Raw genomic sequence first — 21,203 nt, 5'->3', positions numbered from 1 at the left:
CCTATTGCCCCGGTTTCGAACTCCAGCCCAGTTTCTCGCGGCAGGTTTCATAGAAATTGTAGTCTCTTGGGTGGAGTAAGCGCAGTTTGTGCGATTTCTTACGTATGGTAATCACATCACCCGGCGTGAGACTGAAATCGGTTTGACCATCACAAGAGATGGTGGGATAGGTGGAGTTTTCCTCGCTAATCACTAACTTCAACTCACTGTTGCCATTCACGACAATCGGGCGACTGGACAGGGTGTGCGGGAACATCGGCACCAAAACCAAGGCATCCAGCTTCGGATGCATGATCGGCCCACCCGCTGATAAAGCGTAAGCCGTTGAGCCCGTGGGCGTCGACACAATCAAACCATCTGAACGCTGGGTGTAAACAAACTGCCCTTCGATATACAGCTCAAATTGAATCATACGGGTGGCTTTACCGGGATGGAGCACACAGTCGTTCAGCGCGACCAACTCACCCACAGACTCGCCTTTGCGACGAATACTGACATCCAGTAAAAAGCGGGTATCAACGCTGTATTGGCCATCCAGCACTTCGCCGACACGCTCTTCGATATCCTGAGGAGAGATATCGGTGAGGAAACCTAAGTTGCCACGATTCACCCCTAGGACAGGGATGTTACTCATGGCCAATGAGCGGGCGGCACCGAGCAAGCTGCCATCTCCACCGACCACTATCGCTAGATCACAGATCTCACCCATCATTTTCTGCTTGCAGGTTTGCCGGCCATGACCGGGCATCACCTCGGCAATTTTCTGATCTAGGATCACATTTAATCCACGATCATCGAGGAACTTCATTAACTGCTTCAGGGTATCAATTACCGCTTTGCTGCCTAAACGACCAATCAGACCGATATTGCGAAAGTGATCCATAGCGCTACCATCTTGTTAGAGTCCGCAGGCATTATAAAGGCATAGGGCCTTGAAAGGCAGGACTTAAACACTCGATTCGTGCACGCTGACCACGAACGCCTTGTAGGCCACCCGTATGCAACAACAAGACTTTCGAACCGACAGGTAGCTCACCCGCGAGCACGCGATGCAACAAGCCATCAAGCGCTCTCAGGGTATAGATGGGGTCAAGAGGTAAACCTAAGGCTTCACTGCGCTGAAACAGAGAGGCAAGATGTCCGTTCAAGGCACCATAACGCAGAGTCGAAGGCTGCACCTGCCAACCGCCTGGATCCGACTGACCCGCGCGTGCGAGGGCTAGGCGAACCATCACTTCCAGCTCAGGTGTGGATATTTTTAGACTGGAGATCCCCAGAAGCTGGGTCTTACGCGATCCTCTTCCTGAGATTAAGCCTGCCAAGGTAGCACCGGTGCCCATCGCACACACTAACACATCCCATTTTTCTTGATCTGGGATGAATGACCAGATCTGCTGACAAGCCAGAATTGAGGCGGGGCAATTTCCCCCTTCAGGAATTAACTCAAACTCCCCAATCTGAGCCTGTAAACTCAATCGAAAAGCAGGCTCTTCACGGCGACGGTAGGTTTCACGATCGATGAACATGAGTTGCATGCCCATCCGCTCTAGATCTTGGATGGCTGCGTGCGCTGTAGCAGGCGGTTCGCCACGGACAATGCCCCAAGTGGATACCCCCCAGCGCTGACCGGCTGCAGCTAAGGCATGCAAATGATTCGACCAAGCGCCACCAAAGCTTAGGAGCGGACGCTGAGGGGTATTCGGGGGCGACCAAGGCTGTAGTTTAAATGCTTTATTGCCACTGATCAGTTCATCCAATCGATCCAAACGCAAGACATCGACTGTAATTCCATGCTTTTGCCAAACAGGCCAGGAAAGTCGCTGTAGATAGACGGAATCAGATTGCATAGAGAATGCCGAAGACAGATAAGCTAGGGATTGGATCTGACTGATGAGATAAAACGAGGATATTAATGGCGGAACGGACGGGACTCGAACCCGCGACCCCCTGCGTGACAGGCAGGTATTCTAACCAACTGAACTACCGCTCCGAAAGGTCGTCAGATTATGGTGGGCGAAGAGGGGTTCGAACCCCCGACCCTCTGCTTGTAAGGCAGACGCTCTCCCAACTGAGCTATTCGCCCATAATCTAACAAAACTTGGCCTATGGCCAGTACACTTAAGCTGTGCGTTTCAAAGCGTGGCGGAATGGACGGGACTCGAACCCGCGACCCCCTGCGTGACAGGCAGGTATTCTAACCAACTGAACTACCACTCCGTTATGGTGGGCGAAGAGGGGTTCGAACCCCCGACCCTCTGCTTGTAAGGCAGACGCTCTCCCAACTGAGCTATTCGCCCATAACGTAACGCTTTGCAACACTTGGCGGAACGGACGGGACTCGAACCCGCGACCCCCTGCGTGACAGGCAGGTATTCTAACCAACTGAACTACCGCTCCAAGTGTCCCCGTTGAGTCGCGCTGTAAAAGTGTGTCTCAACGAGGTGCGCATTCTAATGATATTTAGATCCGTGTCAAACCCTTAACCAAAAAAAATTTAAACTTTTTTTAAATCGATTAATTTATGATCAAGCACGTTGAGTTCATCTTGAGGCCACCCTTCACTCTCGTTAGAGTAGCGCCTCTTTAAACGAATCATTGAGCTGTTCACCTAGCTTCGCTGAAAGGATCTATCCTAGACGATGGCACACTTACTGACCCAGGCTTTAGATGACTTTGTCACTGATTTCTTAACGCTTTGTCAGGAACAGGGCTTCCCCTCTGCCGAATTTGAAAGCGCATGGCCTAGCCCCTGCTATCGACAAACGGGACAGCCGGGTGATCTCTTAACTTGGCAACCTGTGCGTCAGGATGAGGAGCGCAGACCCGGTGAGGACATGTTTGCACGTTTAGCGCAAGCACTTGAAGTGGAGCTGCATCCCGATTTAATCACTTTTTATTCACGCTATTGGTCAGATCCCTTGCCAGCGCAAGCGCCAGATGGTGAACTGCTCTTGCTGCAGGTCTGGAATGAAGAAGATCTGGAACGCCTGCGTGGGAACTTGATCGGTCATGCCTTAGACAAACAACGACGCCGTTTGCCATTGACTTGGTTTGTGGCCATCGCACAACCAGACGATGACCTGGTGATCAGCCTGAACAATGACGACGGCAGCATCTGGCTAGAAAAACCCGGCAAAGCGCCCCACTATCGACTGGCCGACTCTTTAGCTGACTTTATTCGAGATTTAACCCCCCTGGCCCTTTAAGGGGAGCCTGGGTTTCAAGCCTAAGTATGGAGGAACACTGCGTGCGCACTTCCCGTTTATTGCTCATCTCTCTACTGATCTCCCTCAGCTGGATGCTGTCTGGTTGTGCGGGGCCTCTGCCGCAGCGGGTCACTTTACAGCCTGAAGTCACTTCCGTTCCGCGCTTACCTAAATCCGTACCGCTGAATGTTGAAGTGCAGTATCCTCATCGCCAACTGAAGATCGGCACCATTGCCGATCGGGTCGGTAACGAAACCATGGTTTCAGTGACGGATAATATCAGTGGTGAGATACGTCGTGCCGCGATCAACACCTTGAATCGTATGGGCGTGAACGCTTCAGACAACATGGCTCCAACACGCTTAACCCTGACACTGGAACAGATTCACTATAACCATCGCAGTGACGGCATACGTCGCGAGTTGATTGGGGTGATGAAGATTCGCATGCAAGCGAGTGATGGTCGTCGCCAGTACAACGGCACCTTTGAAGCGGAAAAACGCGAAGAGGTATTACGCACGCCTTCTGAACAGAAGAGCCGTGAGTTTATGAATGAGCTGGCTTCCGATGTACTCACACAAGCGTTCAACGATCCTAACTTCACCCGCTTTTTGATCGAAGGGGCGCTTTAACCTCCACAGACTTGTTGAGCCTGAGTGTGTTGTGCAAGGCCTGCTTTGAAATCGAGCAGGCCTTTTTGCATCTCAATACGCTAATTAGGCAGATTTAGGCGTAAAACTCAAAGAGACTGAGTTGATGCAGTAACGTAAACCGGTTGGTTCTGGTCCATCTGGAAATACATGCCCTAAATGCGCATCACAGACGGCACAAGTCACTTCCGTTCGCACCATGCCATGTGAACGATCTAAATACTCTTCGATCACCTCTTCCGCGATAGGTGCATAAAAACTCGGCCAACCACAACCGGCATCAAACTTTGTGAGCGAACTGAACAAGGGGGTTTCACAGGCCACACAGTGATAGATCCCCTCTTGCCAATGCTGTTCAAATTCACCCGAAAATGGACGTTCGGTGCCTTTCAAACGGCAAACATAAAAGGCTTCTGGGCTGAGGAGCGCTTGCCACTCCTGATCGGATCGTTGAATTTTGCTACGCATCTTACCCCTCACTCTGTTTTCAATCTGATTTCATTCACTTCAGCGGTAACAGCCGCCTAGAGTCATTGAATTTAACCTGTCAAAGCGTATGATATTGCCCCTAATTTACGCTTGCTTTGGCTTGTCGGAGCCTAGGATCTGAATCATGCCCGTAATCCGCAAATCGAACAAATTGATTAACGTCTGTTACGACATTCGTGGCCCTGTTATGCAGGAAGCCAAACGACTTGAGGATGAAGGCCATCGCATTCTCAAACTCAATATCGGCAACCCCGCACCCTGGGGATTTAATGCGCCCGAAGAGATCGTTCAGGACGTAATTTATAATCTCCCTGAATCTCAAGGCTATTGTGATTCTAAAGGCGTTTTCTCGGCACGCAAGGCAGTCATGCAAGAGTGCCAACGCAAGTCGATTCGTAATGTCACGATTGAAGATATCTATATCGGCAACGGCGTCTCTGAACTGATCGTGATGGCGATGCAGGGACTGCTGAATGACAACGATGAGATGCTGATCCCCTCGCCCGATTATCCACTGTGGACGGCTGCCGTGAGCCTATCTGGCGGCACACCGGTGCATTATCGCTGCGATGAAGAAAACAACTGGTTTCCAGATATCGAAGATATTCGTAGCAAAATCACCGAGCATACCCGCGGGATCGTGGTGATTAACCCTAATAACCCGACCGGCGCAGTCTATCCAGAGGCGTTGCTCAAGCAGATTATCGAACTGGCACGTGAGCATTCTCTGATCGTGTTTGCCGATGAGATCTATGACAAGATCTTGTACGGTGAAATCGAACACGTTTCGCTCGCCTCCCTAGCGGATGATGTGCTCTGCCTGACCTTTAACGGCCTATCTAAAGCCTATCGTGCTGCAGGCTTTCGTTCTGGCTGGATGATTGTCAGCGGTCCGAAACATCGGGCACGCGACTACATCGAGGGCCTGGACATGCTGGCGAGCATGCGTTTATGTGCCAACGTGCCGGCTCAGCATGCAATTCAAACCGCCTTGGGCGGATATCAGAGTATCAATGAACTGATCGTTCCGGGTGGTCGCTTGTACGATCAAGCTAAAATGGCGTGTGATATGCTCAACGCAATCCCTGGAGTCAGCTGTGTGCCACCGCAGGGAGCACTCTATCTCTTCCCGAAACTCGATCCTGAGCGTTATCCGATCCACAACGATGAGCGCTTTGCACTCGACCTTTTGCAACAACAGAAGGTACTGGTTGTGCAGGGCACAGGCTTTAACATGATGGACACTCAACACTTCCGTCTTGTTTTCCTGCCTGCCACCGATATGCTGGCTGAAGCTATTGATCGTATTGCTACTTTTTTACGCACTTACGAACAATAATTGTGTTGGATGTAAGGCAGATGTCATGCATCTGCCTTATACTAAAGTCCACCAGCCTTAATCTCGGGACTTAGTATCATGTTCATCAAAATCAAGAAAAACCAAGGCATCTACATGCAGCACAATGGCGTTGATAAACGCCACATCGTGCCCGTGACCTCCAACTTCCTCATCAATCTCGATCAAGTCGCTGAGGCTTCTTTTTACACGCTCAAAGAAACTAAAAAGCAGATCGACCTTGAAGGCCATACCCTTGAGCTGCCAATGCATACAGCGGTCGTACATCTGCAGATGAGCTATCTCTACGCGCTCTACACCGAAGATAAGAATGGCCGCAAGGGGCGCATGGCCGAGCGCCAGTATTACAAGCTGTTCTTCCGTCCAGAGAATGTAGAACCCTATCAGGAGCTGCGCAGTGTGATCGAGTCTCAGGTTGCAAACCTCTGATCCGCTCACTTTCCCTGCTACCTAACTGCACGATGGGTCTTGAAACTTTCTGGATGCGCCCTAATCTAAGGGTACAAAATTTTTAACCTTTTAAACTTAACCAGAGAAGACCCATCATCATGAGAATATTGCTCTTTCTCGCCACCAACTTGGCGGTGATTCTGATTGCCAGTATCACCCTGAGTGTTCTAGGCGTTGATCACTACCTGTCTGGCACCGGACTTAATCTACAGTCCCTGCTGATCTTCTGTGCGGTGTTCGGTTTTGCCGGCTCTTTTATTTCGCTCTTTATGTCGAAATTTATGGCAAAGATGGCCACCAAAACCCAGATCATTCAACAGCCACGTACCGCTGAAGAACGTTGGTTATTGGAAACAGTTGCGGAACTGTCGCAGAAGGCTGGCATCAAGATGCCGGAAGTCGGCATCTTCCCTGCCCAGCAATCGAATGCTTTTGCCACTGGATGGAACAAAAACGATGCCTTAGTCGCCGTCAGCGCAGGCTTGATGCAGCGTTTTCGTCCAGAAGAGATTAAAGCGGTTCTGGCGCATGAAATCGGCCATGTTGCCAACGGTGACATGGTCACCCTGGCGCTGATTCAGGGTGTGGTGAACACTTTTGTGATGTTCTTCGCGCGCATCGCCGCTTATGCCGTGGATAGCTTCCTGAAACGCGGCGAAAGCCAAGGCGGACACGGCATCGGCTACTTCATCACAGTCTTTGTATTTGAGATTATCTTTGGCATCCTGGCCTCGATCATCGTGTCTTGGTTCTCACGCAAGCGTGAATACCGTGCCGATGAAGCCGGTGCGCTTCTGGCCAGCCCTGCAGCGATGATCGCCGCCCTGCAGCGACTGAAAGCTGAGCAAGGCATTCCTGATCAGATGCCCGATCAGCTGATGGCTTTTGGTATTAACAGCCATCTGAAACAGGGTTTGATGGAGTTGTTCTCCACTCACCCGCCGCTGGATGACCGCATCGCTGCTTTACAGCGCTTTGGACGTTAAGCTTAAATCCTAAGCATTAAATTTAATTCAGGGAGGCTTCGGCCTCCTTTTTCTTGCCAGCCGCTTTAATCTAGATGCTTAGCACCACTTTCAGATTTAAAGGTACTTGGAGAGCGATGCTTCTAATGCCTCCTTCCGCACAGGTTTGGCTAAGAAGTCATTCATACCTGCCGCCAAACAGGCTTCACGATCTTCCGCCATGGCATTTGCGGTAAGGGCGATGACCGGAATCTGCGCGATATTGCCCGGCAATTTCCGTAAGGCACGAGTGGCCTCTAGACCATCCATATTCGGCATCTGCATATCCATCAGCACCAGATCATAGGTTTGGCTCTTGAGCTTCTCCAGCCCCTCTAGACCATCGTTGGCGACGTCAGCCTCATGACCCAGTTTACGCAATAGACCAAGGGCAACCTGTTGATTAACCCGATTGTCCTCCACCACAAGAATACGTAAGACACGAGCTTCAGGAGTTTCTGGTTCGCTTAAGCTAAACGCTTCTGCGATCTTGTGTTCAGTCATCGGCGTTTGCGCCGCTAGAGGCGTGCTGAATGACGACTCAGGTTCAGCCGCCAAGACGGCTTCCAATGGCAATTTAAAAAAGAAGCGGCTACCCACCTCTGGCGTACTGAAGAATCCTATCTCGCCTCGCATCTGCTCAACAATGCGCTTACAGATGGCCAAACCTAAGCCTGAACCACCATAGCGGCGAGAGGTCGAGGCATCCGCCTGAGTAAAGGTACTAAACAGACGTGCTTGTGCTTCATAAGGAATGCCTACGCCCGTGTCTTCAATTTCGAAATAGATGCCCTGGCTTTGTTCATCCGCATAGGGTGCAACCGATAAACGAATGTAACCCGATTCGGTAAATTTCACGGCATTCCCGACAAGGTTCAATAGGATCTGGCGCAAACGACCGGGATCACCCTGATATATGGGTGCCAACTGATCCGACAACTCCAATTTAAAGTCCACCGCTTGAGACGTCAGTCGCGAAGCAAAAAGATCGGCGACCTGCTTGACTAGGGGCGCCAAAGGAAAGGCCACCTCTTCTAATTGAAAGCGCCCCGCTTCGAGCTTAGAGATATCCAGAATGTCGTTTAACAGGGTTAATAATGCACTGGCACTGTGATGCAAGGTGTGTGCGTAATGTTCCTGCTCCTGGGTCAAGGGTGTGGCCAGCAACAGATCCGTCATACCCAATACCCCGTTCATGGGGGTACGAATCTCATGGCTCATGGTCGCCAAGAACTCAGACTTAGAACGACTGGCCGCCTCCGCCCGAGCCACCGCCAATTGCAATTGTGTTGTTAGACGTTCCGACTGCCGATGCGCACGATGCACATCACGCATTTTACGAATCAACAATAAAATGATCATGCTCATGGTGAGGGTTAACAGCACTACCATCATGCCTAGGTAGCTGTAAAGCTGCATTTGTGAGGCGCGAGCTTGGGTAATATGCCGTGCACTCACGCCCTTCATCCCCGTCACCATACGTTCCGATATCCCCTGTAGAGATTGAGATAAACGCAGTAGAGATTGAACTTCACTGAGACTTAAACCTTCCGCATCGAGAAAATACTCATCCATGCGCTCGATGACACCGATCGCCGCTTGTGAAAGGACATTGGCATCTTCTAAGTCTTCAAACAACAGCGCAATTTGACCTTTGCGCAAGATATTAAGACGACTGTGCAAGATCTCGAAGCGCAGAACGACCTGATCCCAATCCATGCTCTCTGGATTTAAGGCATACTGGCTCAGATGCCCATACAACTTGAGATTTTCACGATCCAGCTGATAAGCCGCCCACAAAGCATCATCACGCGCCGCATCCTGAACTTGCTGTTGACGATCATGCAAAGCGAACAAAAGTAATAGAGCAACACTCAAAAAAAGCCCTGCTAATAAGGGCAAGATCCAAATGCTGCTCAATCGATAGGATGGAAGCTTAGAATTCGACGTGCTGTCCACAGACCTCAACTTCTCCGAGGTTATTTAAACTCAATGGCTTTAATCTGCCAGACAGAACGATTGTAGTACAGCTCCGATTTCAATACTGGATTCTGATCAAATGGATAGATCACAAATAAGGGGCCTTTGTCGCGCACACGCATGTAGGCTTGGTTCATTTTTAACGCCAAAATCACATCAAACTCATACAGATCTGACACAGGCATTTCGGCGCTGTAGTCGTTTAATGCCGTAATCACCAGCGTTTGACCGTTGGCTCCAACCGCGTCCGCCACAGCACGAATAAGGGGCCCTTCATACAGATTCACCCCTTCTGCCCAGGGGGTTTGGGTCTGGGTAGCCACTTGAGCCAAAGACTCGAGCATGGCTCGATCAAACTCCGCTTCACCGCTTGGAGTATTGCTACGCTCAATCAAGCCTGACACCGTCAAGATCACCGAGCCTTCTGGTTGAGGCAGCTCCTGTGCATGGGTGCTGAAACTCACCGCCAATAAACAGGCGACCCATCCTAGACGACGCCAAGGAAGAGGGAGACCACTAAATAAGAATCGCATCGCTTTACTTTACCTTTTTCTGAAATTTCTGTTTATACGCAAAATACGGACTTTATGCAATCCCAACACGCATTAAGCCCATAGATCCATCAGTTTCTGGGTTCATCAATTTAAAGCCTGATAAGTTTTGGCCCAGCGGCTAGCTGCCCTGACAACGATCCCCTACAATAGAAAACTCTGTTTAAGCACTCAGATACTTTTGCGGTATCAGAACCTGAAGCAGAAATACAATTGTCATCTTTGCGTCAGACAATGTAACGCTAACCCCCCAACGACAGGCTGTATTGATGAAATTTCGTTTTCCAGTCGTCATCATCGACGAAGATTTCCGTTCTGAAAACATCTCAGGTTCCGGTATTCGTGACCTGGCCGAAGCCATCCGTAACGAAGGGATGGAGATCGTGGGCTTTACCAGCTATGGGGACTTAACCTCCTTTGCTCAACAAGCCAGCCGCGCATCCTGTTTTATTCTTTCCATCGATGATGAAGAGTTTGATGCCATCACAGATGTAGAGATCAATACGGCACTGTCAGCTGTACGTGACTTTATCCATGAAGTCCGCAAGCGTAACGCGGATATTCCCATTTTCTTGTATGGTGAAACGCGCACCTCACGTCATATCCCCAATGACATTCTGCGTGAGCTCCACGGCTTCATTCATATGTTTGAAGATACGCCTGAGTTTGTCGCACGCCACATCATTCGTGAAGCGCGTAAGTACCTCGACAGCCTGGCTCCTCCTTTTTTTCAAGCTTTGATGGATTATGCCAGTGACAGCTCCTACTCCTGGCACTGCCCTGGACACTCAGGCGGGGTGGCTTTTTTGAAGAGCCCAGTCGGCCAGATGTTCCACCAGTTCTTTGGTGAAAACATGCTGCGTGCCGATGTTTGTAACGCAGTGGATGAACTGGGTCAGCTGCTGGACCATACCGGCCCGGTATCCGCCAGTGAAGATAACGCGGCACGTATTTTTAATGCTGATCATCTGTTTTTTGTCACCAATGGTACCTCAACCTCCAACAAGGTGGTCTGGCACTCTACGGTCGCACCGGGCGATATCGTCGTAGTGGATCGCAACTGTCATAAATCCGTTCTCCACTCAATCATCATGACCGGCGCCATTCCCGTCTTTTTAATGCCGACTCGCAACCATTACGGCATTATTGGACCGATTCCTAAGAGTGAGTTTGATCCAGAAACCATTCGCCGTAAGATCGAGCAAAACCCCTTCGCGCGTGAAGCGAAAAACAAGAAACCGCGTATTCTGACCATCACTCAGAGCACCTATGATGGCGTTCTCTATAACGTGGAAACGATTAAAGAGATGCTCGGTGATGAAATCGACACCCTGCATTTTGATGAAGCTTGGCTGCCACACGCCTCTTTCCATGAGTTTTATCACAATATGCACGCGATCGGCGCCAACCGTCCACGCTCTGAAAACACCCTGGTTTTTGCGACCCAGTCCACACATAAGCTTTTGGCGGGCTTGTCTCAGGCTTCTCAGATTCTGGTGCAGGATGCCAATTCGCGTAAACTCGACACGCATCGCTTTAATGAGTCCTACTTAATGCACTCCTCTACCAGCCCACAGTACGCGATTATTGCCTCCTGTGATGTCGCGGCCGCGATGATGGAGCCACCTGGAGGCCATGCCCTGGTTGAAGAGTCTATTCTCGAAGCCTTGGATTTCCGTCGTGCCATGCGCAAGGTGGATGAAGAGTTTGGTAGTGATTGGTGGTTCCGTGTGTGGGGGCCGGATTATCTGACCGACGAGGGTATCGGTGATCGTGATGATTGGGTGATTCACGCAGAGGACAAATGGCATGGATTTGGCCAGATTGAATCGGGCTTCAACATGCTTGATCCGATTAAAGCCACCATCATCACCCCAGGTTTGAACCTAGCCGGTGAGTTTGATGAGCAGGGGATTCCTGCGGCCATCGTCAGCAAATATCTGGCTGAACATGGCATCATCATCGAAAAAACTGGGCTCTATTCCTTCTTTATTATGTTTACCATCGGCATCACCAAAGGCCGCTGGAACTCGATGGTGACCGAGCTGCAGCAGTTTAAGGATGATTACGATCATAACCAGCCGATGTGGCGTGTGATGCCAGAGTTTGCCAAGAAACATCCGGCATATGAGCGCATCGGTCTACGTGATCTGTGTAATCAGATTCACAACGTCTATAAAGAATATGATGTCGCGCGTGTGACCACTGAGATGTATCTCTCCAACATCGAACCGGCGATGACACCTGCTGATGCCTGGGCACGCATGGCGCATCGTGATGTTGAGCGTGTTTCAATCGATGAACTGGAAGGACGGGTCACCGCGATGCTCGTTACGCCCTACCCGCCCGGCATTCCGCTGCTGGTACCGGGTGAGCGCTTCAACAGCACCATCGTGCGTTACCTGAAATTTGCACGCGACTTTAATGCGCTCTTCCCAGGTTTTGAAACCGATGTGCATGGACTTGTCCGTGAGAAGGTGAATGGCCAGGATGCGTATTTTGTTGACGTTGTGAAGGATTAAACCCCTCGTATCTGCTTCTGTGGCCGCCTGGGTTATATCAAAAAGGGATCGTTATGATCCCTTTTTCTGTTTTATGCTTGCTCAACTGAGCCAATTTTCACTCCGGGTTGGCCCGAGGCTGATCCAAGGTTTGCAATAAGCGTCCTAGGTTTTCACGCAGACGGGTTTGCTCTTCAGTGCCGCTGAGTTTAAAGCGAGTGTCTTGCTCTACCAAAGCTTGCATAAGATCTCGACCCAAGGCTTTAGGCTCGCGGATAAAATCAAGCATCGATTGATTCAACTCTGCGGCCAAGGCTTGCATCAGCTGACCAAGGCGGCGACCCGGTTTATCCTCTGCCTGAGTTTGCTGTTCCGTTGTTTGATAGGCTTGGACTTTGGAGAAGCTTTCACTGCGAGTCATCGTCAGATTCATAGACGCGAGCTGGCTGCCATCCATACGCAGATCCTGCGCCTGCTCAAAAGCTTTTTGTACATCACCGTTAAAAAACTCATCCGCCAACTGGCTGATATCTCTGACCAGGGTTTGAATCGCGTCCAGCTCATCCGCATTTAAATTCCCTTCTACGCTGAACATAAAACCGGAACGCTCGGATCGACTGATATCTAAAACCGTCGCCTGGTTGCCCTGGCCATCACGCACCATCGCTGCACTGGCTTGAAAGGCTTGCTGGCTGGCGAAACGGATTTTGACTTGATCCCCTTCACGCGTGGTGAGATTTAACTCAAAACTCTCAGCCCGCTCATAACGCTGTGCGACGGCCATAGACTCTAGAGCCTTGACTTGCTGCTGACGAGGATCCAGTTGTGCCAAAGCATCAAAGGTCAAGCGTTCTGTTCTTTCCACATCCTCAGCGATTCTGCCATTCAACACACCCAGGCCGGACAGGATCTCTTTAGCTTCTTTGAAGCCCTGCTCAACCCCTTTCATCGCACGCTCATAGAGCTGTTGAATCTTCTCTTCTGATTCTCCGCGGGCACGCGCTAACTCTAACCCCTGCGCCACAAATCCACTGATGCGATCCGCGACTTTTTCAGGCGTGTACTCGTTTGCATCCAGCTTACGCAAGCCTTCGACTGACATGCCCGGTATCTGTTTTGCCACGGTTTCCAAAATGCGCGTTTCCAGAGTCGTCAGCTCACGCCCATAGGCATTCGTCATTTTTTGACCCGGCGCATGACTTTGAGTCTCCACCGGTTTTGGTTGGGTGGCCAAGGGTGGTTTGATACTAATCACAGCACGACTCCTCTACAGGATTGAACGGCATTCCCCTCGTGTTTGACAGACTACCCCATAAAACAAAATGGGCATGAAGGGTCATTTGATTTTAAGTATAGCGGCTGGAGCGCCGAACTCTTGAACAGAAGATGCTCACTGTGATTAATTCAGTGCAATCTGCCAGCATCCCTTACCCACAGAAACACCTCTTGGAGAGGAGCCTATCCGTTCTTAATTATTTCAATCAAATTTGGCGGCGCAACAAAAACATCTGTCTTAGCGACCTTATACTTTCTCAATAGTTTGAAGTCGTCAGACAGAGCAAGCAAGTCTGTCCGCGCTGTTTGATATGCTACCCCGTGCGAATTTTGATGAGACTTAATCGTGTACTCTTGCCCTGGGTTATCGAGTGCATTTTTCAGCAAACCAAGCTGTCTATGATTTAAAACACCACTTAGCTTTGATTTCTCCAATAAACTAGCAGCCAATCTATATTCTTCGGTTTTATTCGCAAGATAACTATGAAGATCTCTTATAGCTTTTTTTATAACTTCAAGCTGATGAATAATAAAATATGTAACATCATTACCATCCGTTTCGGTATGAAGATATGCGTACATATACTGAGCGGGTGCCATTTTTATCACCCTGGAAATGGAAATATACTCCATCAACCAGTATCCCTCCCTCGCCATAATCCAATAAAAAAGTGCACGAGCGGTTCTACCATTTCCATCAACAAAAGGATGGTCATAACCTATCATAAAATGCACAACAATTGCTTTTATGACGGGGGGTATAAACTGACTTTCTTTATCACAGTCAGCATTTACAAAATCACATATCATCTGAATCCGATCGTCAAGCTCATCTGGCGATGGCGGAGTATGGAGCAATTTATCATCATGAGAGTAGACTCCAATATCATCATTCTTACCACGAAATACACCTGACTTCTCAGAATCCTCCCCTGCAAGGGTACCCTCAGTCACAAGACTATGCAGCTCTAAAATCATTGATTTTGTGAGCAGTTCATCTTTATATTCCCTAATGAAGTTCATAGCATTATAGTTGTTGCGGATCATTTTTTCTGAATGATCTGTCGGAGATCTACCTGTTCTAAGCATCTCCTTAGCCACTCTACGGGTAGTAGACGCGCCCTCTAATTGGCTGGAATTAATAGCTTCTTCTATGAGCGAATTAATAAGATAGGTTTGCTTGGTTTTTGGATCTGAGATTTTACTATCGGCCTGTATCGCTCCCGTGGCATTTTCACTGATCCAAAGTATGTCTCTCATCACAGTATCTGGAATACAAAACTGAAACGAATTTCCTCTCTTATCACGAAAAGGAAGTTCTTTCGAAATCCTCGACCGAGAGTCCCTCATTACAAGCCAGTACAATTCGGTATCATACCCCTCTGGCATAGTCAGATGTCTGAGCTTATCCCAGTGCAAATAACGCCCTTTAAAATCACAAGGCCCGATCGACCTATTGAAAAGCTGCGCGATCTTGTCAACGTCACCGCTTTTGATAATATCGAGGAGCCTCTCTTGTGCCGGAGGTGACACTGGGATTTTCATGCAATTCGCCTCACGTACTAACTTTTCTAAGATGAGTGTACACCCAGATCCCCAGTCCATCTACTAATTTTCATATAATTAGTAGATGATCCAGACCAGATCCGATAAGGTAAAGGTCACTGAGTGACGCGTACAAAGCGGGCTCACCTACTTTTTCTTTTTCCTTTGAAGAACGTGCCATCAGCATCCGAGAAAACGGGTTGATGAAGCAGCTTGTCACTGGCAACATGAGCCCTCCTCAATTTTCCTAGCAAAGATTTCACTTCTGAAGTCGCAGCACTGATCGAGCATCATTGCTACAATAACCGCCATTTATTCGAACTACGGAATCCATCGCAGATGACTCAAACACTCCGCACCAAATTCAGTGACCCGCAACAAGGGGTGTATTTTATTGGCACCACCCCTCCGAAACGCAGCACCGATGATGCACAGATGCTTGAGATTGCCGACAAGCTGTTAGCACGTTTAGACAGCCTGGAATACGATGGTTTGATAGTTTACGACATTCAGGATGAAAGCAGCCGTATCGATACTCCGCGTCCCTTTCCTTTCATGGAAACGCGTGACCCACGTGAATACTCGCGTTTGCTATCACAACGCTCCGGCCATGAAACTCTGACCTATAAAAGTGTTGCGCAACGTGATGCCAAGGAGTTTTCAGCTTGGTTAGACGAAACTCAGCGTGATTTTGGCTTGCAGCATATTGTGCTCGTCGGCAGTCCTTCCTCTGAGGGCGAGATACGCTTAAACTTGAACCAAGCTTATGAGGTCTTGGCACAGCACCCGCAGGACTATCATCTGGGTGGAGTCACCATCGCTGAGCGCCATGCTAGTAAGGGCAACGAACACCTACGCTTACAACAAAAAGCGCAGCAGGGTTGTGATTTTTTTGTCTCACAGGCCGTGTATAACGCCGAAGCCACCATCGACCTTTTACAGAGTTACGCCCAACTCTGTGAAGAGACAGGTGAAACCCCGAAACGTATCATCATGACCTTCACCCCCTGTGGCAGTGCAAAAACCCTAGAGTTTATGCAATGGCTGGGCATCTCGATTCCAGACGCGACACAAGCACGTATTTTGCAGGCAGAACAACCGCTGACAGAGTCCATCCGTATCTGCCAAGACAACCTGGAACAGATTTTAGAGGCCTGTGCCGGACTCAATCTTGCCTGGGGATTGAATATTGAAAGCCTGACCAATCGCAAAGAAGAGATCGATGCGGCCATCCACCTCTACCGACTGCTGAAAGCGACGCTGGAATTAACCTTAGCCGAGCGCTCTCTGGAACTCGATCCACTTTAAGTGCTCGCCTCACGAGGAAATCTCATGAATGCTACTGCGCACAAACCCGTTATTCGCATCACCTACTGCTGCCAGTGCCAATGGTTGTTACGCTCAGCCTGGTTAGCTCAAGAGCTGCTCTCCACCTTTGCCGATGATCTAGCTGAGGTGAGTTTAATCCCAGGCCGTGGCGGGGTGTTTGAGATTGAATGCGACGGTGTTTTGATTTGGGAACGCAAACGCGATGAAGGTTTTCCTGAGGCGAAAATTCTGAAGCAGCGAGTGCGTGACCTGATCGATCCTGAGCGCTCTCTTGGCCATAACGACCGCTAATCCATCGCCTCATCGGGCAACTGCTCCAGTGCTTGTTGCAAGCGCTGATGCTCCTGAGGTTTCCAGATCAGGCGCTGACCGGGTAGATCCAACTGATACTCCGCCTGCTGTAAAAAATCCATGCCCAGAAGTCCATCATGTTCTGCCGGGCCGATGAAGTCGATAATTTGGATCCAAGGCTGGTGCAGAGGATAGGGGCCCACCTGCAATAATTCTGGCTGGGCACGCCGCGTTGCGATACGCTGCCCTCCTGCCACCTGTGCAAAACCTGAAGGTTGCGTCGGCAGATTCACGCTGTGCAAGGCACGGCTGTGAATCACCGTCATGGATGCTCCGGTATCTAAAATTAAATTCAGCGTGATCTCGCGCCCTTGTTGGCGTAAAACCACCGGTAGCCGCACACTGTTTTGTTGTAAGCGGATGGGCTGTTCCAGTTCTGCAATTTGCGCTTGTAAACGCTGCCGCTCACTGGCGGTGGCTGAGCTGTTTGAGGATTGTATCTGTAAGTCACGCGTTGGGATGGCCGGTGCCGGAAACAGTTCTTTGAGCTGATCACGGTACTCGGCTGGCACCTGGCTTAAACGATCCAGATACACTTTACGTCCATCCTGATCGACATAATGGTAAACCTGCGCCGCTAGAGATCCGCTCAGCCCTATCAAACCTATCGCCAAGCCAAGCCGCCACATAACTAACCTCCTGCCAGCTTAACCTTAAAACCTTCCTCTTCAAGCAAGGTTTTGAGTAAAGTGCGATGATCACCCTGAATCTCGATGACACCTTCTTTCAGACTGCCGCCTGTCCCGCAACGGGCCTTTAAACGTTTGGCCAACTGCTTCAACTCAACTTCGGGTAGAGGAATGCCGCTCAACGTGGTGACCCCTTTACCTTTACGCCCCGCCACTTCGCGGCGAATCCGCACCACGCCATCTAGACTCGCCAAACGCTCGGCTTCCGCGCGCTGGGCACACTCACATTCCGCGATGGGGCAACGACAATCCGGACACTGCTGCCCCGTTTCGGTTGAATAGACTAAACCACGTAACTGATCTTGCAAGGATGCCATGCTGTTCACTGCTCACTCAGCGGATTAAAGTGTTTAGGTTTCTGTTTAACAGGCACCCACTCCAAACTGTTTTGCCAAATACTGGCAGTAATTATCGGTCATCCCTCCAATGAAATCGAGCGCACGCATGTAGCTCTGATATAAGCTCCACTCCGATTTAGGCGCATGAATCCCCATCAGATTGAGAATTTTTTCCGTGCGGTAGCCAAGATTCTGTCCCTGTTGCTGATGCAACTCATAGACAGCGGCGGTGAAAGCATCCAATAACACACCCAGTGTGGTGTAGGCGCCCACCTCTAATTCCGCTTTACGGTTGTTTGGAAAGACTCTTTCCCGCGCCACACGCTTTGCGGTTTGCAGCCCTTCGCGCACCAGCGCTTCACCATCTTGGAGAAGCTCGCCCTGATAACGTCCCTGCATAATTTCATCATAGTGTTGTGAAAAGGCTGATATCGCAGAATTCACCATATTCTCCATCGCCTTACCGCGCAGGGCTGAGATTTTACGGCGTGCCGAAGCCTGGCTATTGAAGATAGCATCATCAAAGTCCAAATCTCCGCAGAGCTGCAACAAGATGGGTTTAACCTCATCAAAGGTCAGAATCTGCAGTTCAATCGCATCTTCTAAATCAAGAATGGCATAACAGATATCATCCGCCGCTTCCATTAACCAAGTCAGAGGATGGCGTGCCCAGCGATTAGGCGCCAAAGGAATCAACCCCAGCGCCTCGCCCAAGCCTTGCAGGATATCCTCCTCGGTGTGAAAAACGCTGAACTTACCTTTAGGTCCCGCATGCTCTACCGTCCAGGGGTATTTCAACAGCGTGCCCAGGGTTGGATACGTCAAACGCAGACCACCGTCGAATAGATTATTTTCGATACGGGTCACCACCCGAAAACCTTGGGCATTGCCCTCAAAGGTTTGCAAATCCATTCGCTCGGCATCACTCATAGGAATAAAGCGTGGATCATCTTCATGGCGGCGAAACCAGTCACGTATGGCAAATTCACCGGCATGTCCAAACGGTGGATTGCCTATATCATGCGCCAAACAAGCGGATTGTACGATCATGCCCAAGTCATGTGCGCTGGCCCAGTCCGGTAGTTGGTCGGCGATCAACTCACCGACCCGGATCCCTAAGCTACGACCGAGGCTACCCACTTCAATCGAGTGGGTAAGACGCGTATGAATGTGGTCATTCAGGGCTAAGGGATGTACTTGGGTCTTGCGGCCTAAACGCCGAAACGCACTCGAAAAGATGATGCGATCATGGTCTTTATGAAAATGACTACGACCGATCTCTTGTGGCGGAATAGACTCATGGCCATAGCGCTTACTGCTTAACAAGCGCGACCAATCCATGACAGCCTGAGACATGCCCAATACCTATGCAATTGAAATTTAAATCAGTTTGCCGACTGAGTAGAAAATTGCAAGTGCCGAACTTCGACACCGCCAGCAGGATCTCTTCTTACGAGGGTCTAGCTGAAAAACCGAGACAACTTCCTCATCGCCGACTATATTGTGGAGGCTGTTAAACTCATAAAAACAACTTTTATTTTTCAAATGAGGTGTTTATGGCCCAAGTTCTTCTGCGCGGTACCCCTTTTCAAACTCAGGGTGAACTGCCTGCTCTCGGTGAGCCTTGCCCAGATGTGGACTTTACTGCGAATGATCTGAGCGACTTTAAAATCAGCGACTTTCAAGGACAGCGCTTAGTTCTGAACATTTTTCCCAGTATCGACACCCCGACCTGTGCACTGTCTGTACGACGTTTTAATGAAGCGGCCGCCAGCCTGGAGAATACTCAGGTGCTCTGTATTTCAGCCGATCTACCCTTTGCGCAAAGCCGTTTTTGCGGTGCTGAAGGGTTAGAAAAGGTCAAAATGGCCTCCACCTTCCGCAGTGATGCTGGCTCACAGCTGGGTGTTGTGTTTATTGAAGGACCGCTGCGGGGACTCATGTCTCGTGCCGTGCTCGTCTTAAACGAACAGGGACAGGTCATCCATGCCGAGCAGGTGAAAGAAACCGCGCAAGAGCCGGACTATGACGCAGCGCTCGCGGTCCTGTAATGGGAATCGATCAAGAAGCCTGCTGATAATCGGCTAAGGCCGCTGCACGTGCCGCTCGATAATCCACAATAGGTGCTGGGCGACCCAAAGCCTGCCCAGCGCCTGGCAAATGGCGTGCTTTAGCAGAGACTTGGCGCAACTCGGGTAACCACTGCGCGAGAAACTCACCTGACGGATCAAACTTCTCACTTTGTAACTGTGGATTAAAAATACGGAAATAAGGTGCGGCATCGGCACCGACCGAGGCGCACCATTGCCAGCCACCTAAGTTAGACGCAAAGTCACCATCGATCAGATGCTGCATAAAAAATGCCGCCCCTTTACGCCAATCTTGACGTAAAAGCTTGGTCAAAAAGGAACCGACGATCATACGCAAACGATTATGCATCCAGCCCGTGGCTAAGAGTTGTTTCATGGCCGCATCCACGATCGGATAACCTGTCTCCCCCTGACACCAGGCTTGAAACAAACGCTCATCTTCTTGCCAATGGATACGAGCTTCCACCTCGGGTCGGAAAGGCTGCCAACGACTTTGTTCTGGAAAATCGACCAATAAATGGCGATAAAACTCACGCCAAATCAACTCGGTTAACCAGGTGCTATCGAGCCACCTATCATCCTGATACTGCTGCATGAGCGCAAACAAACACTGACGTGGTGACACAGCACCTAGAGTCAGATAAGGCGAGATACGCGAGGTTTGATCACGAAATGGAAAATCGCGCTGCTGCGCATATTGGCGTTCCCGCTGCTGCACAAACTCCAATAAGCGCTGATGTACCACCTCCTCACCAACAGGCCAGAGCGAATGCATGCGTGTTGAATCCGGCGCAATGGCGTCAGCAAACCGCGTGGCGAGCCAAGTTTCAGCCGCAGGCACCGAATCACTGGCACAAGCAGCCTGTGCTTGTCGAGCCGGTAGCGGCAAAGGGGCCTGCAAATAGAGCTGCTGCAACACCTGACGCCAACGCCGACTGTAGGGAGTAAAGACTTTAAAGGGTGTGCCCTGGCCATTACGTATCTGGCCGGGTGGAATGATTAACTCCGCATGAAACCCCCGACACTGAACTCCCTGCCGCTCTAGAAGTGCACAAACCTTAGCATCTCGATGGCGCTCGTTTAAGGGGTATTCATAATTGAACCAGAGATTTTCCACCCCTAGATCCTGGCATAACAAAGCCAAGGCATCCGGCACTTCAGCAAAGGTTGGCACTTCCAACAGCCTCAAGGGAATGTTCAAGGCCTCTAGACGGGTGCTTAGGGCGGCGAGCTGTTGCAGCCAAAGCGCCATACGCCAAGGCGACTCATCATGCCTACGCCATTGTTCAGGGGTGAGCGTCACCAGCGCCACCACTGGGCCGGTGTGTTCACAAGCATAAAAAAGCGCCGGATTATCCATCCGGCGCAGATCATTACGTAACCAAACCAGGTTCATAG

General features: G+C 50.1%; 20 protein-coding genes and 5 tRNA genes. 9 read left to right on the top strand and 16 right to left on the bottom strand.

Annotated features, from left to right (window positions below):
- Position 1: 1 nt before the first annotated feature.
- The 7 genes from E1H14_RS03265 to E1H14_RS03235 form a co-directional block, all read right to left on the bottom strand.
- Entirely contained in the window at positions 2–883 is an 882-nt protein-coding gene (locus E1H14_RS03265; protein WP_149390026.1) for an NAD(+) kinase, read from the bottom strand.
- 31 nt (positions 884–914) lie between these two features.
- Positions 915–1,847: a 1-aminocyclopropane-1-carboxylate deaminase/D-cysteine desulfhydrase gene (locus E1H14_RS03260; RefSeq protein ID WP_149390025.1), complete on the bottom strand. Its 933-nt coding sequence runs from the start codon at positions 1,845–1,847 to the stop codon at positions 915–917.
- A 66-nt stretch (positions 1,848–1,913) separates the two neighbouring features.
- Positions 1,914–1,990, bottom strand: a tRNA-Asp gene (locus E1H14_RS03255).
- A 17-nt stretch (positions 1,991–2,007) separates the two neighbouring features.
- Positions 2,008–2,083: transfer RNA gene (locus tag E1H14_RS03250), tRNA-Val, on the bottom strand.
- 57 nt (positions 2,084–2,140) lie between these two features.
- A tRNA-Asp gene (locus tag E1H14_RS03245) sits at positions 2,141–2,217 on the bottom strand.
- A 4-nt stretch (positions 2,218–2,221) separates the two neighbouring features.
- Positions 2,222–2,297: transfer RNA gene (locus tag E1H14_RS03240), tRNA-Val, on the bottom strand.
- A gap of 23 nt (positions 2,298–2,320) precedes the next feature.
- Positions 2,321–2,397 (bottom strand) — tRNA-Asp (locus E1H14_RS03235).
- A gap of 242 nt (positions 2,398–2,639) precedes the next feature.
- Between E1H14_RS03235 and syd the strand changes: the two genes are divergently transcribed.
- Together syd and E1H14_RS03225 are read left to right on the top strand one after the other, a co-directional pair.
- On the top strand, positions 2,640–3,206 hold the full coding sequence (syd, locus tag E1H14_RS03230; RefSeq protein WP_149390024.1) for a SecY-interacting protein: 567 nt from the start codon (positions 2,640–2,642) through the stop codon (positions 3,204–3,206).
- A gap of 41 nt (positions 3,207–3,247) precedes the next feature.
- Complete coding sequence (locus E1H14_RS03225) at positions 3,248–3,838, top strand: YajG family lipoprotein (protein WP_160142009.1); 591 nt, start codon at positions 3,248–3,250, stop codon at positions 3,836–3,838.
- A gap of 84 nt (positions 3,839–3,922) precedes the next feature.
- Here E1H14_RS03225 and msrB read toward each other — a convergent pair whose 3' ends face one another.
- The gene (gene msrB / locus E1H14_RS03220) at positions 3,923–4,324 is read right to left on the bottom strand and encodes a peptide-methionine (R)-S-oxide reductase MsrB (protein ID WP_149390022.1); all 402 of its coding nucleotides are present in this window, start codon (positions 4,322–4,324) and stop codon (positions 3,923–3,925) included.
- A 145-nt stretch (positions 4,325–4,469) separates the two neighbouring features.
- Between msrB and E1H14_RS03215 the strand changes: the two genes are divergently transcribed.
- The 3 genes from E1H14_RS03215 (at position 4,470) to htpX (ending at position 7,138) form a co-directional block, all read left to right on the top strand.
- Positions 4,470–5,684, top strand: a complete 1,215-nt coding sequence (locus tag E1H14_RS03215) for a pyridoxal phosphate-dependent aminotransferase (protein WP_149390021.1) — start codon at positions 4,470–4,472, stop codon at positions 5,682–5,684.
- 78 nt (positions 5,685–5,762) lie between these two features.
- Positions 5,763–6,131 carry a hypothetical protein gene (locus tag E1H14_RS03210; RefSeq protein ID WP_149390020.1) on the top strand — a complete coding sequence of 123 codons (369 nt, stop codon included), beginning with the start codon at positions 5,763–5,765 and terminating at the stop codon, positions 6,129–6,131.
- Between the two features lie 116 nt (positions 6,132–6,247).
- Entirely contained in the window at positions 6,248–7,138 is an 891-nt protein-coding gene (gene htpX, locus E1H14_RS03205) for a protease HtpX (RefSeq protein ID WP_149390019.1), read from the top strand.
- Positions 7,139–7,234: 96 nt separating this feature from the next.
- On the opposite strand, the gene E1H14_RS03200 is transcribed toward htpX, so the two are convergent.
- Both E1H14_RS03200 and E1H14_RS03195 read right to left on the bottom strand, forming a co-directional pair.
- A complete protein-coding gene (locus E1H14_RS03200) occupies positions 7,235–9,034 on the bottom strand; it encodes a response regulator (RefSeq protein ID WP_149390018.1) in 1,800 nt (599 codons plus the stop codon).
- Between the two features lie 101 nt (positions 9,035–9,135).
- Positions 9,136–9,669 carry a hypothetical protein gene (locus E1H14_RS03195; RefSeq protein ID WP_149390017.1) on the bottom strand — a complete coding sequence of 178 codons (534 nt, stop codon included), beginning with the start codon at positions 9,667–9,669 and terminating at the stop codon, positions 9,136–9,138.
- Positions 9,670–9,956: 287 nt separating this feature from the next.
- Between E1H14_RS03195 and E1H14_RS03190 the strand changes: the two genes are divergently transcribed.
- A complete protein-coding gene (locus E1H14_RS03190) occupies positions 9,957–12,209 on the top strand; it encodes an arginine/lysine/ornithine decarboxylase (RefSeq protein WP_149390016.1) in 2,253 nt (750 codons plus the stop codon).
- Positions 12,210–12,306: 97 nt separating this feature from the next.
- On the opposite strand, the gene E1H14_RS03185 is transcribed toward E1H14_RS03190, so the two are convergent.
- Both E1H14_RS03185 and E1H14_RS03180 read right to left on the bottom strand, forming a co-directional pair.
- On the bottom strand, positions 12,307–13,443 hold the full coding sequence (locus E1H14_RS03185; protein WP_200834016.1) for a DUF5610 domain-containing protein: 1,137 nt from the start codon (positions 13,441–13,443) through the stop codon (positions 12,307–12,309).
- A gap of 203 nt (positions 13,444–13,646) precedes the next feature.
- The gene (locus tag E1H14_RS03180) at positions 13,647–15,008 is read right to left on the bottom strand and encodes a Fic family protein (protein ID WP_149390015.1); all 1,362 of its coding nucleotides are present in this window, start codon (positions 15,006–15,008) and stop codon (positions 13,647–13,649) included.
- Between the two features lie 339 nt (positions 15,009–15,347).
- On the opposite strand from E1H14_RS03180, the gene E1H14_RS03175 reads away from it, so the two are divergent.
- Both E1H14_RS03175 and E1H14_RS03170 read left to right on the top strand, forming a co-directional pair.
- Positions 15,348–16,316, top strand: coding sequence for a methylenetetrahydrofolate reductase (locus tag E1H14_RS03175; RefSeq protein ID WP_149390014.1), 969 nt, complete (start codon positions 15,348–15,350; stop codon positions 16,314–16,316).
- A 24-nt stretch (positions 16,317–16,340) separates the two neighbouring features.
- Positions 16,341–16,628, top strand: a complete 288-nt coding sequence (locus tag E1H14_RS03170) for a SelT/SelW/SelH family protein (RefSeq protein WP_149390013.1) — start codon at positions 16,341–16,343, stop codon at positions 16,626–16,628.
- Here the strand turns inward: E1H14_RS03170 and E1H14_RS03165 are convergent.
- The 3 genes from E1H14_RS03165 to E1H14_RS03155 are packed head-to-tail and all read right to left on the bottom strand — an operon-like array spanning position 16,625 to position 19,071.
- The gene (locus E1H14_RS03165; RefSeq protein WP_149390012.1) at positions 16,625–17,317 is read right to left on the bottom strand and encodes a retropepsin-like aspartic protease; all 693 of its coding nucleotides are present in this window, start codon (positions 17,315–17,317) and stop codon (positions 16,625–16,627) included. The two genes, E1H14_RS03170 and E1H14_RS03165, sit on opposite strands and share 4 nt — an antisense overlap.
- 2 nt (positions 17,318–17,319) lie before the next feature.
- Complete coding sequence (locus tag E1H14_RS03160; protein ID WP_149390011.1) at positions 17,320–17,694, bottom strand: translation initiation factor Sui1; 375 nt, start codon at positions 17,692–17,694, stop codon at positions 17,320–17,322.
- A gap of 45 nt (positions 17,695–17,739) precedes the next feature.
- On the bottom strand, positions 17,740–19,071 hold the full coding sequence (locus E1H14_RS03155) for a deoxyguanosinetriphosphate triphosphohydrolase (protein WP_149390010.1): 1,332 nt from the start codon (positions 19,069–19,071) through the stop codon (positions 17,740–17,742).
- A 200-nt stretch (positions 19,072–19,271) separates the two neighbouring features.
- Here E1H14_RS03155 and tpx point away from each other — a divergent pair, with 200 nt between their 5' ends.
- A complete protein-coding gene (gene tpx, locus E1H14_RS03150) occupies positions 19,272–19,766 on the top strand; it encodes a thiol peroxidase (RefSeq protein WP_149390009.1) in 495 nt (164 codons plus the stop codon).
- Between the two features lie 10 nt (positions 19,767–19,776).
- Here the strand turns inward: tpx and E1H14_RS03145 are convergent, their stop codons facing one another.
- On the bottom strand, positions 19,777–21,201 hold the full coding sequence (locus E1H14_RS03145; protein WP_149390008.1) for a cryptochrome/photolyase family protein: 1,425 nt from the start codon (positions 21,199–21,201) through the stop codon (positions 19,777–19,779).
- Between the last annotated feature and the right edge of the window lie 2 nt (positions 21,202–21,203).

This window comes from Nitrincola tapanii (genome assembly GCF_008368715.1).
GTDB classification, from domain to species: Bacteria; Pseudomonadota; Gammaproteobacteria; order Pseudomonadales; family Balneatricaceae; genus Nitrincola; species Nitrincola tapanii.
Note: the sequence above shows the minus strand (reverse complement) of the source record. Positions and strands in the feature narration are given on the sequence as shown.

Excerpts from the sequence above, each read along its gene's own strand:
- E1H14_RS03265 (WP_149390026.1), bottom strand. The coding sequence starts at position 883 with ATGGATCACTTTCGCAATATCGGTCTGATTGGTCGTTTAGGCAGCAAA.
- E1H14_RS03260 (WP_149390025.1), bottom strand. The coding sequence starts at position 1,847 with ATGCAATCTGATTCCGTCTATCTACAGCGACTTTCCTGGCCTGTTTGG.
- syd (WP_149390024.1), top strand. The coding sequence starts at position 2,640 with ATGGCACACTTACTGACCCAGGCTTTAGATGACTTTGTCACTGATTTC.
- msrB (WP_149390022.1), bottom strand. The coding sequence starts at position 4,324 with ATGCGTAGCAAAATTCAACGATCCGATCAGGAGTGGCAAGCGCTCCTC.
- E1H14_RS03215 (WP_149390021.1), top strand. The coding sequence starts at position 4,470 with ATGCCCGTAATCCGCAAATCGAACAAATTGATTAACGTCTGTTACGAC.
- E1H14_RS03210 (WP_149390020.1), top strand. The coding sequence starts at position 5,763 with ATGTTCATCAAAATCAAGAAAAACCAAGGCATCTACATGCAGCACAAT.
- E1H14_RS03195 (WP_149390017.1), bottom strand. The coding sequence starts at position 9,669 with ATGCGATTCTTATTTAGTGGTCTCCCTCTTCCTTGGCGTCGTCTAGGA.
- E1H14_RS03190 (WP_149390016.1), top strand. The coding sequence starts at position 9,957 with ATGAAATTTCGTTTTCCAGTCGTCATCATCGACGAAGATTTCCGTTCT.
- E1H14_RS03180 (WP_149390015.1), bottom strand. The coding sequence starts at position 15,008 with ATGAAAATCCCAGTGTCACCTCCGGCACAAGAGAGGCTCCTCGATATT.
- E1H14_RS03175 (WP_149390014.1), top strand. The coding sequence starts at position 15,348 with ATGACTCAAACACTCCGCACCAAATTCAGTGACCCGCAACAAGGGGTG.
- E1H14_RS03170 (WP_149390013.1), top strand. The coding sequence starts at position 16,341 with ATGAATGCTACTGCGCACAAACCCGTTATTCGCATCACCTACTGCTGC.
- E1H14_RS03165 (WP_149390012.1), bottom strand. The coding sequence starts at position 17,317 with ATGTGGCGGCTTGGCTTGGCGATAGGTTTGATAGGGCTGAGCGGATCT.
- E1H14_RS03160 (WP_149390011.1), bottom strand. The coding sequence starts at position 17,694 with ATGGCATCCTTGCAAGATCAGTTACGTGGTTTAGTCTATTCAACCGAA.
- E1H14_RS03155 (WP_149390010.1), bottom strand. The coding sequence starts at position 19,071 with ATGTCTCAGGCTGTCATGGATTGGTCGCGCTTGTTAAGCAGTAAGCGC.
- tpx (WP_149390009.1), top strand. The coding sequence starts at position 19,272 with ATGGCCCAAGTTCTTCTGCGCGGTACCCCTTTTCAAACTCAGGGTGAA.
- E1H14_RS03145 (WP_149390008.1), bottom strand. The coding sequence starts at position 21,201 with ATGAACCTGGTTTGGTTACGTAATGATCTGCGCCGGATGGATAATCCG.